The organism is Acrocarpospora macrocephala (assembly GCF_009687865.1).
Classification (GTDB): Bacteria; Actinomycetota; Actinomycetes; order Streptosporangiales; family Streptosporangiaceae; genus Acrocarpospora; species Acrocarpospora macrocephala.
Map to the genome: position 1 here is coordinate 136,493 of NZ_BLAE01000029.1, position 12,825 is coordinate 149,317.

Genomic DNA, 12,825 nt, shown 5'->3' on the forward strand with positions numbered 1-12,825 from the left:
TAGAGCCCGCGCTCAGCCTGGGGCAGGGATGCTCGGAAAGCGTCCGGTTCACCCGGAAATGTCGGTCGGTCGCCGTCTGACTTGGTCGTGCAGTGGTTGCCGTGGAACTCCCACCCACCCACCCTCGGTATCCCCCCGGGGCTCCGCCCCGACCCCCGAGAACACCCTCGGGCTTCGCCCGCCCGACCCTCGAGTTGCGTGCCCTTGGCTTCGCCCCGACCCTCGAGACGTGCCCTTGGGCTTCGCCCCGACCCTCGAGAGCGTGCCCTTGGGCTCGCCCGCCCGACCCGCACGAATTGTGCTCCTCGGGCTTCGGCCCGACCTGGAACACCGCACCCTTGGGCTTCGCCCGCCCTGGAACGGAGAGATGGCGGACAGGGTGAGTGTCCCAAGGGCGGCTATCCGGCTATGCGGAAGTTCGGTGTCAGCGTGGGCGGTTATCCCATTCGGCCAGGATGCTGGCCTCCTTGTCGGGGTCGATGCCGTGGCTCAGGATGCGGGCGCCGAAGCTGCGGTCCGGGATGGGGATGTCGCGGAGCCAAGCCCAGGTGTCCTGGACGGTTTCGCGGACGGGGCGGCAGGTGAGGCCTGCGGCGGCGGCTTTTGCGGAGGATGGGGTCCAGACGCCGGTGGCGTCGGGGCTGGCGGCGTACCAGAGGGGGAGTTCGCTCCATTGCTGGACGTCGTGGTCGAGGAGGAACTGGTCGTCTACCCAGACGAGTTCGGCGTCGGAGGCGGTGGCTTCGACGCAGAGGTTCAGCCAGTCGCCGAAGGTGGTGTTGCCGGGGACACCGCTGGTGAAGTAGCGGCCGGTGGTGGCGAGTTCGGCCTGGTCGAGGGTGAAGGCGGCGATGTCCCTGGCGTCGATGACCTGCATGGGGAGGGCGGGGTCGCCGGGGGCCAGGACGCGTCCGCCGCGCTGGATGCGGGTGAGCCACCAGGGGAGGCGGCCGACATTCTCGTGCGGGCCGAGGATCAGGCCGGGGTTGATGATGAGCGCGCCGCCGTCGAAATACTCTTCGACCGCGCGTTCGCAGCCCGCCTTCAGCACGCCGTATTCGCCGGTGGTGGCGTCGGGCAGGCAGTCGTGGCGGGGGGAGCTCTCGTCCACGCCGGAGACGCCGGGCCATTCCGGGTATGCGGAGATGCTGGAGATGAACGTGTAATGGGGGGCGCGGCCGTTCAGCCGCCGTACTCCGTCGAGGACGACGCTCGGGGTGAAGCCGCACACGTCGATGACGCGGTCCCAGGTGCCGGATTCGGCGAGGCGGTCCAGGTCGGCGGGGACCTCGCGGTCACCGTGCACAGCGGTCACGCCCGGCAGGTCGGGACGGCTCACGCCGCGGTTGAAAGTCGTCACGTCGTGTCCACGCCGCAACGCCTCCTCGACGATCGCCCTGCCAAGAAACACCGACCCACCGATCACCAAAATTCTCATGCAACCATCTTTCGCGTTATTTCCGGACATGTCGTTGGGGTTCACGATCAGCGGACATGATCAGCGGCAACGCCATCGATGCACCAAATGCGGCCAGAGCCGATTCGTCGCCTCGGCACTCACATCCTTCCCGAGTATGAGCGGCCATCGCCTCACAGGCCGGTTACCTCGCCCCGTGGCAGGAGGCGGGCGATTCGCGACGCGGCGAGGCTTGTCACGACAGGGCCCGCGAGGACACGGCATAGAGGTCGCCGCCGTGCAGCAGCGGGGAGGTCGTGGTGAAATCCACCGCTGCGAGTTTCTCCGGGCCGTACACCTTCGAGGAAGGACGGAACGAGTGATCGCCGAAGACAAGGAGCCGACGCCCGGTCGGCCAGACGAGGGGCAGAGCCTCGACCCGGAGGCGCCGAAGCAGGACCCCCCGCGGCGGCCGGGGCGCCGGGTGGTGCTCGGGCTTGCCGCCGCCGCGGCCGGAGCCGCCGGTCTCGCGGGGGCCGTGGTCGTCCCGCCGTGGTTCGCCTCCCCGCCCACGAGCCCCGCACCGGCGGCAGCCCCGCGCGGCCGCTTCACCGGCAAGGTCGTGCTGATCACCGGAGCCACCTCCGGCATCGGCGAGGCCGCCGCCAAGGCGTTCGCGGCCGAGGGCGCGAAAGTGAGCTTCTGCGGCCGCCGCGTCGAGTACGGCGAGCGGGTGGCGCGCGAGATCCGCGCCGCCGGCGGCACAGTCCGCTATGTACGCGCCGACGTCCGCGAACCCGACCAACTCCAGCGATTCGTCGACGGCACCGTCACCGCCTTCGGCGGCCTGGACGTCGCGTTCAACAACGCCGGCATCACCAGGACAGGCCCACTGCACGAGCTGTCCCTCGACACCTGGAACGACGTGCAGAACACCAACGCGCGCGGCGTGTTCCTCGCCATCAAATACGAGGCGCCACACATGCTCAGAGCAGGACACGGCGTCATCATCTGCACCGCGTCCGAATCACGGCGCCCCGGCGGCACCGCCTACACCGCCAGCAAGCAGGCGATCAAAGGCATCGTCGACGCCGCCGCCATGGACTACGGCCCGAAGGGCATCCGCGTCAACGCGATCGCACCAGGAACGACCGACACCGCCCTGGCACGCCCGCCGGGCATTCCGGACACCGTCTGGGAGGGATTCAAACGCGCGTGGGGACCCCTCAACGTCTCGGCACTCCAGCGCATGGCCACCCCCGAGGAGATCGCCAGAGCCGTCGTCTCCCTGGCCACCGACGAGTTCGGCTACATGGCCGGCTCAACCGTCCTGGTCGGCGGCGGCCCACTCGGCGGCGGCGCCATGCGAATGCCCACGGGAATCCCCACACCCGGCTGACATCTCAGCGTTGCTCGAACAACCTCAAGAACTCCAGTAGCTCGTCGTTGCCGAAGGAGTTCCCGCCTTTTCTGGACGTCGTCTCCCGGTAAGTGCTCTCGGCGAACTGGTATGCCTGGTCGAGCGGCACACCCTGGGCACGCTGCAACGCCACCAGCGCCGTGATGAAAGCAGAGCTATCGCCGCCGTAATACCGTTCATTCGCCATTGCAGGATGCTACCGATCATCCGGTGCGTAGCTCCGGGACGGGGCTCAACGGCTCCTCCTCGGAGAGCGCGTGCACCCGCGCCGTCCCGATGTCGAAGTACATCGCGGTCAGCTCCAGCTCCCCCGCCCGCTCCAACCCCTCCACCATCGGATAAGTCCGCAGGTTATCCAGCTGCTGCAGCACATTCGTCCGGCACAACCGATCCAGCGGCCCGATCTCCTCCCCGGGCGACTCCGCCACGAACCGCGCCAGCGACTGCCGCCCATGCCGCAGCCACCGCTGCACCGACGGCAACTCCGGCGCCTCCCCGAGCAGGGCCACCATCGCCCCGCACCCCGAATGCCCGCACACCGTGATCGTCCGCACCCCGAGCACCTTCACCGCGTACTCCACCGCCGCCGCCACCGAATCGTCCAGCGGCGCCGAGCCGTACCGGGGGACGAGATTGCCGATGTTCCGCACGGTGAACAGATCCCCCGGCCCGCTCGCGGTGATCAGCGAGGGCACGATGCGCGAGTCGGCGCAGGTGATGAACAGGTGGGACGGCGTCTGCTTGCGCGCCAGCCGGGTCAGCAGCGGCTGCACCAGCGGCGCGGTCCGCCGATGGTATTCGCGCGTCCCGGTGAGCAGATCCTCGCTGACCGGATCCGCGGCCCCTCGCCGGTACGCCCATGGCAGGTACCACCGATCCAGCTGCGGCGGCGACTTGGCCGGATACACCCGGGTGCCGTTGGCCGCCGCCGAATACCAGTCGTCGTGCAGCTCGTCGATGTCGACCGTGCCGCCCGTACGCTCGTGTTCGAGCCGCCACGCGTGCAGGGTCTCGAACGCGGCGTGATCCATGAAGTCCACGTGCAGATCCAGATCCACCGGCGCGCCCGTCGGGATGGTCCGCAGCGCCTCGGAGAGCCGGGGCACGCCGAGAAAGGTGAGCGACCCGGTCACCGCGATCCGCCACCGCCCGGCGTGCTGCTGCACCTCCACCGACACCCAGGTCAGCCGCCGCAGCGCGATGATCGCGGCCAGCCCGAGGCCGATCACGATGCCCTCGGCCAGCCCGATCACCACCACCGCGCCCATGGTCACGAAGTAGATCGGCATCTCGCCGTGCCCGCTCAGGTCCTTGGCGTTGCCCAGGTTCACCATCTTGACGCCGATGAACAGCAGCAGCGCGGCCAGCGCCTCCAGCGGGATCAGCCCGATGATCGAGGCGAACGCGAGCGTCGCCAGCAGCACCCACATCCCGTGCAGCACCGCCGACCAGCGGCTGCGCGCCCCGGCCCGGACGTTGGTGGTGGTCCGCACCACCACGCCGGAGATGGGCAGCCCGCCCAGCGTGCCCGAGATCAGGTTGGCCGCGCCCTGGGCGGTCAGCTCCCGGTCCAGGTCGGCGCGCGGCCCGTCGTGCATGCGGTCGGCGGCCACGCAGGTGAGCAGCGACTCCACCCCCGCGAGCACGGCCACCAGCACCACCGCCCCCACGATCGCGTGCCAGTCGCCCTTCGGCCACAGCGGCCCGGCGGCGGACCCGAACCCGCCGGTCAGGTCCACCTTGGTGATGTCCCACCCGAGCGCCACCGCCGTCAGCGAGGCGATGACCAGCGCGGCCAGCGGCGCGGGCACCACCTTGAGCTTCGGCAGCCGCGTCCAGACCAGCAGCACGACGATGGTGAGCACCCCGGCTGCCACGCCGTGCGCGTGGTTGTTGATGATCTGCTCCGGCAGTTCGAGCAGGTTCTCCAGCGCCGAGCGCTGCGGCTGCCCGCCGAGCACGATGTGCAGCTGGGCCAGAGCGATCACGATGCCGACCCCGGCCAGCATGCCGTGCACTACGGCGGGGGACACCGCGAGGGCCGCCCTGGCCACCCGGAACATCCCGAGCAGCAGCTGCAGCACCCCCGCCATCAGCGTGATCATGCAGGTGGCGCGCCAGCCGTACACCTGCACGAGCTCCGCCACCACCAGCGAGAGACCGGCGGCCGGGCCGCTCACCTGCACGACCGAACCGCCCAGCGCGCCCGCCACGATGCCGCCCACCACCGCGGCCACCAGACCGGCGGCCAGCGGCGCTCCGGACGCCACCGAGATGCCCAGCGAAAGCGGCACCGCGACCAGGAAGACGACCAGCGACGCCGGCAGGTCATGCCGCAGCACCGACGTGAGCTTGTCTCGCCTGTAACTACCCTGTGTGACTGTTGTGTTGCCCCCGGTCATGCCGCGACTGTACGGCACACTCGGCCGAGGACCGAGAAAGAGCGAGGAAAATCAGCGGTAATAGTCGGGATAGTCGGGCTCAGGGCCACGGTGGTTGCCGCGCCGGGATCCGCTCTGCGTGGTCGATTCGGGGCTGCCGTAAAGCTCGTCGTACGACGGCCAGCCACCGGCCGGGTTCTGCGCCGGGTAACCGGCTTCGTAGTCGTAGCTCCGGTCCTGGCCGGACGGGGTGTCGTAGCTCACCGTGTCGTATGGCGAGCCGGCCGGCGGCGCCTGGTTGGCCCCGGTCACCGCGTCGGAGTCGTCGATGGTCGCCCAGCCCGCGCTCACCTCGTACGAGGAGTAGGACGGGGGCGGCGGTTCCGGCTGGTAACCGTAGCCGTTGTCGTACGGCGTGGACGGCAGCTGGTAGTTGCCCGACGTGGACCACGAATCGTCGCGGCGCGGCGGCTCCGGGTCGTCCAGCACGTCCCGCACACCGGTCCAGGAACCCGGAGGGGTGGGCGGCGGAGTGGCAGGGACCGGAGTGGGCGGGTAGGTGGGCTGGGACCAGGCCGACGGCGGCTCCTGGTAGGTGGGCTCGACCGTCGGGAACGAGCCACTGGGCGCGCGGGGCGCCTCGAAGGCGCCACGGGGAACCTCGAAGGAGCCAGTCGCGGGGAACGATCCCGTGGCGGGCGAGACGGCGTCGAACGATCCACTGGTCCGGGGCGGCTCGTACGCGGCGACCCTGGAGGACTCGAAGGAACCCGTGGAAGGCCCGGACAGGAAGGGCCCGGTCGCGGGCGTGGCCTCGAACGGGCCGGTCGCGGAGAAGGGGCCGGTGGAGCGCATCGGCTCCGGCGTGGCCAGCGGGCCGGTGGGCGAGCCGGTGTAGGAGCTCAGCGGCTCGGGGGTGGGAGCGGAGAAGGTCATGGTCTTCTCCTCGGCGATGGCCGAGGAGGGGGTGGCGCGCAGCGGTTCCACCAGGTCGGCGAGGCCGGGGGACGGCACGGCCGCGGCGATGCCGGGCACCGCGCCGGCGGCGGGCCGCTGCGGGAGCGGAGCCTGCACGGTGGACGCGTTGGGGTCGACGCCGATGCCGGCCTCGGCCTCCAGCGGGCGCGGGGTCGCCATCCGCTGTTTGATCGTTCCGCCGAAGGCGCCGTCGTCGGCGCGCACCCGGCTCCAGTAGTCGTCGTCGTAGTCGTCGTCCGCGCCCCACTCGTCCACCCCGCGTTTACCGCGCGGAGCGGTGGCGGCGGTGGCGGGCTGCTTGCCCGCGGGCTTGCCGCCAGGCTTGCCACCCCGCTGCGCCGGGCGCGCGGCCTGGCGGCCGCCGGGGCGGGCAGCAGGACGGGGAGGCGCACCGGTCGTTTTGGTGGCGGTCCGTTTGGCCGGTTCCTCGAAGGCGTCGAAACCCTCAGGGAAGCTCTCGAAGAACGTCTCCTCGGCAGGCCGACGGCTCTTCGGTCCCGTCCCTTCGGCCATCGCCTTGATCCGCTCGGAAGAGAGCGCGCTCTCCCTGCGGTTCATCGACCGCATGCCCAGTGCCACCACTACCAGCACCAATAGCACGACGGCGACGAGGCCCAAAATGACCGCAGTCATAGCACCACCCTCAAGGCCATGGCCTTCCAGCGGCGCCGGTGAGATCGCGCGGCCATCGACGCGACCTGCCCCCTTCGTTCACCTGCGCTCAGCAATTGGAACCGATTCTGCTTGACCACAATGACCGTTGTCACACCCTAGGCGAAGATTGGTTGGGCACTATTACCTCCGGTGTTCAGCATGTCACTGGATGTTGGTCGCTGTGAGCCGTCCACGTGCGATGGTGTGCGCCGCGATGCGTTCCAGACTCTCCGAGAGGGGGGCACCCACCGGAAGATCCAGTTTCGCGTCGAGGGCATAGACAGTGAAACGGTAGCTGTCCTCGGCCCGGCAAGGGGGCACATATCCGACTTTGCCGCTAGTTGTCGCACCTTGCCGTGATCCTCGGGGCACGGTGTTCTCCCCGAGCTCGGTGGTTTCCGGATCGATGTTGTACACGATCCAGTGCACCTCCGCCCCATCGCCCGAATCGTTGGTGTCGTCGACCACCAGGGCCACCGACTTGGCGCCCGACGTCCCCGACCAGCGGAGCGGCGGATTGCCGATCCCGCCCCGGCAGGAGTAGCCGTGCGGCAGCGGGTCGCCGTCCCGGAACTGCGGGCTCGACACGCTGATGACGTCGAGGTCCGCGGGCGAACCACCGCCCACGATCCCGCAGCCCGAGGTTCCCGCCCACACGGCGACGGCCACCATCGGTAAGACGGCGGCACGGGCGCGTGCTGGTTTGGAAGGCGACCCCATGCCGGATGATGCTACGCGGAACCGGATGGTGCGCTGACCCGATCGCGATGATCCGTCGCGCGAAGAACGCACCGAATCGGGCTGATCGAGTGCTGGACCTGGGCGGAGACCGCGCCATACCCGATCCGACAGCGGATCCACAGGTACGCGACAGGCACCCGACGGATGCCCGACGGATGCCCGAACGGACGCCCCAAAGGGGTGCTTCCCGGATGATCGCGGCTGCGACGCCACCGCCCGCTGTGGGGCTACGACACGAAGAACGTCACCTTTTCCCGATTTATTGAGGAAGAGGTACGACTAGGCGACATGTCACCACATGGCGGCGGGCTCGGCGGGTTGAGGCTCGTCCGGTGCTGGATAGCTGACTATTGTTTCCACTTTTCGTCAGACTTCCGTCGATTCCCGATCCGATCGAACCCTTTCGATTCTGGTACGGCTTGCGCCCGGCCGGAACACTCAACGCTCGGCGCACGCTGGGAGAAGGCTCCTTTTCAAGCACGCGCTCGGCAACCCCTACACGGACGGCGTTCCGAGGCCCTGCGAGCGCGCAACAACAAAGGCCGAAATTTCCGTCAAAGCGGACGGAGTTTTCTTTAGTGTGCCATTTATTTGCCAAAGCTGATACGTCGAACGTGACTTTGTCCAAGGGCCGTGGGTATTTCCGTTTCGCAGCGCTCTGCTCTCAGCGGAGAAGGATTCTCACAGTAAGGGATTTAGTTGAGATATTGTGGGACCGGGTCTGTTAAGGACCTGTTTATCGGCGCTCGTCTCCTGAGATGTGCCGCCGTCATGACCGTTGCGGGCGTGGCGTTGGCCGGCCAGATCCAGACCAGCGCGATGGCATCCGCGGACCCCGCGGCCAACGCGACCTCACTCACCTCCAGCAACTGGGACCGAGATCACTATCGCGACCGGTACTGGTACCGCGAACGGGACCGCCATCGGCCCCGTCACGCTGACAGCGGCGGATGCCCCTGCCAGCACCATGGCGACTGCACCCGCTCCAACGCCCCACAGAGAACCCGGGGCGACCACGACACCGGCCTACAACGCCCACCCCGCCCACATAACCCACGTGGACCTCAAGAACCGCAGAGCCTCCCCGAACCACAAGACCAGCGCAACTTCCAGAACCTGCCCGGAGCACAAGGCCAGCGCAACTTCCACAACCTCCCCCACAGGCCTGCGCTCGGCCACCCTGGCCAGACCAGCAGACCCGGTCAGACCAGCAGGCCCGGCCAGAGCAGGCCCGGCCAGATCAGCAGACCTGGTCAGACCAGCAGACCTGGTCAGATCAGTAGGCCCGGCCAGTTCGGCAGACCTGGCCAGATCGGCCAATCTGTCCATAACACCAAGCCCAGCAAGCCTGGCCCGCCCGGGCCTCCCGGCAAGCCCGGCCACGATGGCAAGCCCGGCCACCCCGGCCCGCCCGGCAAACCTGTCAAGGACAGCAAGCCCGGCCCATCTGGCCCCCGTAGCTTCCCCGGCAAGCCCAGCGATGACGGCAGGGGCAGCGTTGACGCCAAGCCCAGCGATGACGTCAGGGGCAGATATGACGGTAGGCGCAGATATGACGACAAGGCCAGCCTGGGTAGCGACGACGATAGGCGCCACATGGCCAGCCATAACGACAGGCGCGGCAAGGTCGGGCATGACGGCGGGGGTGGCAAGGGCGGCAATGTCGGGGATGACGGCGGGGGTGGCAAGGTCGGGCATGACGGCGGGGGTGGCAAGGGCGGCAATGTCGGGCATGACGACAGAGGCGGCCTGGGCAGCCACGATGATTGGGGCAACATGGCCGGCTTTGACGGTGAGCACCGCAAGGGCGGGCATGACGGCAAAGGTGGCAAGGGCGGCAAGGGTGGGCATGACGGCAGAGGCGGCAAGGGCAAGGAGAGCGGCAAGGGCAACGAGAACTGACAGTCAGGTCCTGCCGGGCCTCCCGGTCAGCTCGGCCAACTCCCCGGCCAACTCGGCCAGACTGGTGAGCCTGGGCTGCCGGGTTCCTAGCGGCCGGGTTCCTAGCCGGGCTCCTAGTGGTTCCGTCATCTGCGGTTCGCTTCCGGCATCTGGAGCCAGTGAGCCGATCGGGCTGACCAAGACCTGAACGAGAAGAACGAACCTGGTGGGCTGGTTTGATCACGCTTCGGGAGAGGCGTTCAAGGTCGATCAGTCCCATCAGGCTGTCCGGCCGTCGGCCCCTTGCAGGGGGAACCGCTGGGCGGTCAAGAGAGCGCTGACACGACTTAGGGTGGAGTCGTGAGTGATCCCGCAGGCCCGCTTCCCCCGTCGCCGCCGACAGCGCGCCCGGTGTCGCGTGACGCGCTCCGGGCACCCGCCCATCAGGTGTCGCGACGCGCCATCACGCTGTGGTTCATCGAAGGGATCACCGGCTTCATCATCATGGTCGGCGGCGCGGCTCTGCTGTCGCTCTGGGTCGGCAGCTGGACCTGGCTACCCGACTGGCTCACCGCCCGCCCCTGGCTGGTCCCCCTGGCCACCGCCCTGGTCCTGCTCCCCCCAGTAATCATCGAGCCACCCCTACGCTTCGCCGTGCACCGCTGGGAACTCTCCGACGATGTCGTCTACGCGCGTTCCGGCTGGTTGAGCAGGGAATGGGTGTTCGTCCCCGTAGGCCGCATCCAAACCGTCGACAAAGCCCAAGGCTGGTTCGAACGCCTCCTCGGCCTGGCCACCGTAGAGATCAGAACGGCGTCCTACGCTGGCTCCTCCACCATCAAGGGCCTCGACTACGAGGTCGCCGCCCGCCTGGCCGAAGACCTCTCCCACCAAGCCCAGCAACTCAGAGACGACGCCACATGACGTCCCCAGAACCAGACAACCCCACCCATTCACCCCCACCCAACGCGCCCGCAACCAACGGGCCAAAAGGCGACGCGGTCCGAGGCGACCATCCCCTGATCGAGGCGGGTCAAAGCGACGCGGACCAGGGAGACGCGGACCAGGGCGACGGGGCCGGAGTTCATGTGGCTGAGAGTGACGTGGCACCCGACAATGCGGTCCGAGGTGACGATTCTCCGGTTAAAACTCCCCGAGGTGACGTGGCCCGAGGCGATCATCCCTCGATCGAGGCGGGCCGAAGCGACGCGGACCAGGGAGACGCGGACCAGGGCGACGGGGCCGGAGTTCATGTGGCTGAGAGTGACGTGGCACCCGACAATGCGGTCCGAGGTGACGATTCGCCGTTCAGGGCGGCGCCGGATGCTGGGGTTCCTGGGCAGCAGGCTGGGGTTGCGCCGGTGGCGGTGCGGCTTAGTCCGAAGGTGTTGCTGATCGATCCGGTGCGGATGTTGCCGTCGCTGCTGTTGCCGCTGGGTGGGGTGCTGGTCGCGGGTGGGTTTTCGCCGCGTTCGTTCGTGTTCGCGGCCATGGGTGTGGCGGGGTCGATCGTGTTCGCGGTCATCAGGTGGGCCACGTTCACGTACACGATCGTGGGGGATCGGCTGGAGCTGACCAGGGCGTTCGTCAGTCGTTCTGTTCGTACCATTCCGTTGGAGCGGATTCGCGGAGTGGATGTCAGCACGCCGCCGCTGCATCGGCTGCTTGGCCTGGCCGTGCTCAAGCTCGATACCGGAGCCGGAGGCGACAAGCAGGAAGGCGAGCTCAACGGGGTAACCGTCGAAGAGGCCGAACGGCTGCGCGCTGTCCTGCTGGCGCGCCGAGTCATCCCAGCCGTCGCCTCGTCCGAAAGCTCCGCCAATGCCACCGATACGTCCACCGGGACGACGTCCGCGGCTCCCGGCCATGGCAAGGAGCACTACTACATCCGGGTTCCCCGGTCCTGGCTCAGGTACGGCCCGCTGTCCGGCGCCTACCTGCTGACACCGTTCGCCCTGGTCGCAGGTGCGATCGGCCTGCTCTTCCAGTGGGGCGACGAGTTCGGTATCAGCGGTAAGGACGCCTGGGCAGTCGGCGAATGGCTGTGGGACCGCCCGCAATACCTGATCGTCGCCGTGGCCGTCCTCGTGCTGGCCATGCCCTTCGTCGGCGGCGTCATGTATGCGATCTTCAACTGGGACTTCACCCTCAAATCACGCGACGGCTACCTGGTCGCCGAACGCGGCCTGATCAACCGTCGTGCGGTCTCCCTGGAACGCCGCAGAATCCGCGGCTACGAACTGGCAGAAAGCCCACCGGAACGCGCCGCCAAGCTGGTCAGAGTCTGGGCAGTGGTAACCGGCCTAGGCGACTCCCAAACCCGAGGCCAACTCCTCCCCGTCACCCCCAAATCCGCCGCCCTAGCCATCGCCGCCGAAGCAATCGGCCCATTCGGCCCCTCCAGCGCCACCACCCCACCCAGCCAGGCCAGCACGCCTGGCCAGATCGGCCACGTCCACCCTTCCGACCAGTTTGGTCAGGTCCATCCGTCCGAGCACGAAGCTCCCTCCGGCCAGGTTCCCTCCGGCCAGGTTCCCTCCGGCCAGGTTCCCTCCGGCCAGGTCGATTCGGCTGGCCAGGCCAGCTCGGCTGGTATGCCACTGCGCCCGCATCCACCGCAGGCCCGCAGGCGTCGCCTGTTCCGCGCCATCTTCCCGTGGCTGGTGGTCGTCGCAGTCGCGGGAGTGCTCGGCTGGGGTGTCGTCGTGGTGATCGCCTTGGTGCTCGCGCTCCTGGGGATTCCGCTCGGCCTCGACCGGTACCGATCGCTCGGTCACGCATACGACGGCGCTCGCCTTTCGGTCCGGTCAGGCTCGCTCCGCCGGACACAGGCAATCGTCGAACGCCGGGCCATAGTCGGATGGACATTCAAACAGACGTGGTTCCAGCGTTCATCCAGGCTGCTGACCGTGATCGCGGGCGTCGGCGCAGGCAAAGGCGGCTACTCCGCCCTCGACACCGGCGAACGCCAAGGCGTGGAGTTCGCCGCCGAGGTCACCCCCGAATGGCTGAACCAGTTCATCGCCCGACCCTAACGATCCCGGCGACCACGCCCCACCGATCAGGCCTCAGCGATCTGGCCAACACGATCGGGCCAACACGATCGGGCCTACGAGGACCCAATCCGACGAACGGGTCGCTTGGGTTGCTCGCCCTTATCCGGCGCCGTTTGCGCTGGTGGTGGTTCTCGCCGCACCGGCGCCAAGAGTGGCGGCGGCAGCCCGGCAGGGGCTTGCGCCAGGCGGGCGGGCTGGTCGGTCTGGGGGATTAGTCGGGTTTGCGGGCGCCGAACATGATTTCGTCCCAGCTGGGGACTGAGGCGCGGCGGCCGCGGGACTTGCGGCGTGGGGGGGCCGGTTTGGGGGGGACTGGGG

Annotated in this window: 10 protein-coding genes; 4 read left to right on the forward strand and 6 right to left on the reverse strand. The window is 68.6% G+C overall.

Annotation, left to right across the window (positions count from 1 at the left end; genetic code table 11):
• Positions 1-424 precede the first annotated feature (424 nt).
• Positions 425-1,438, reverse strand: coding sequence for an NAD-dependent epimerase/dehydratase family protein (locus tag Amac_RS24940; protein ID WP_155356813.1), 1,014 nt, complete (start codon positions 1,436-1,438; stop codon positions 425-427).
• A gap of 337 nt (positions 1,439-1,775) precedes the next feature.
• Between Amac_RS24940 and Amac_RS24945 the strand changes: the two genes are divergently transcribed.
• Complete coding sequence (locus Amac_RS24945) at positions 1,776-2,795, forward strand: SDR family NAD(P)-dependent oxidoreductase (RefSeq protein ID WP_218041263.1); 1,020 nt, start codon at positions 1,776-1,778, stop codon at positions 2,793-2,795.
• A gap of 4 nt (positions 2,796-2,799) precedes the next feature.
• On the opposite strand, the gene Amac_RS24950 is transcribed toward Amac_RS24945, so the two are convergent.
• The 4 genes from Amac_RS24950 to Amac_RS24965 form a co-directional block, all read right to left on the reverse strand.
• Positions 2,800-3,003, reverse strand: coding sequence for a hypothetical protein (locus Amac_RS24950; protein ID WP_155356815.1), 204 nt, complete (start codon positions 3,001-3,003; stop codon positions 2,800-2,802).
• Between the two features lie 16 nt (positions 3,004-3,019).
• Positions 3,020-5,158 carry a SulP family inorganic anion transporter gene (locus Amac_RS24955; protein ID WP_246268663.1) on the reverse strand — a complete coding sequence of 713 codons (2,139 nt, stop codon included), beginning with the start codon at positions 5,156-5,158 and terminating at the stop codon, positions 3,020-3,022.
• A gap of 111 nt (positions 5,159-5,269) precedes the next feature.
• Positions 5,270-6,808 carry a hypothetical protein gene (locus tag Amac_RS24960; protein ID WP_155356817.1) on the reverse strand — a complete coding sequence of 513 codons (1,539 nt, stop codon included), beginning with the start codon at positions 6,806-6,808 and terminating at the stop codon, positions 5,270-5,272.
• Between the two features lie 183 nt (positions 6,809-6,991).
• Positions 6,992-7,549 (reverse strand): YbhB/YbcL family Raf kinase inhibitor-like protein, encoded by a 558-nt coding sequence (locus Amac_RS24965; protein WP_246268664.1) that lies wholly within the window; start codon positions 7,547-7,549, stop codon positions 6,992-6,994.
• 1,617 nt (positions 7,550-9,166) lie between these two features.
• On the opposite strand from Amac_RS24965, the gene Amac_RS24970 reads away from it, so the two are divergent.
• Both Amac_RS24970 and Amac_RS24975 read left to right on the forward strand, forming a co-directional pair.
• Positions 9,167-9,472 (forward strand): hypothetical protein, encoded by a 306-nt coding sequence (locus tag Amac_RS24970; RefSeq protein WP_155356819.1) that lies wholly within the window; start codon positions 9,167-9,169, stop codon positions 9,470-9,472.
• Between the two features lie 339 nt (positions 9,473-9,811).
• Complete coding sequence (locus Amac_RS24975; protein ID WP_246268667.1) at positions 9,812-10,375, forward strand: PH domain-containing protein; 564 nt, start codon at positions 9,812-9,814, stop codon at positions 10,373-10,375.
• A gap of 29 nt (positions 10,376-10,404) precedes the next feature.
• Here Amac_RS24975 and Amac_RS24980 read toward each other — a convergent pair whose 3' ends face one another.
• Positions 10,405-10,704: a hypothetical protein gene (locus Amac_RS24980; protein WP_155356820.1), complete on the reverse strand. Its 300-nt coding sequence runs from the start codon at positions 10,702-10,704 to the stop codon at positions 10,405-10,407.
• Positions 10,705-10,812: 108 nt separating this feature from the next.
• On the opposite strand from Amac_RS24980, the gene Amac_RS56380 reads away from it, so the two are divergent.
• On the forward strand, positions 10,813-12,486 hold the full coding sequence (locus Amac_RS56380) for a PH domain-containing protein (protein WP_246268669.1): 1,674 nt from the start codon (positions 10,813-10,815) through the stop codon (positions 12,484-12,486).
• Positions 12,487-12,825: the final 339 nt, after the last annotated feature.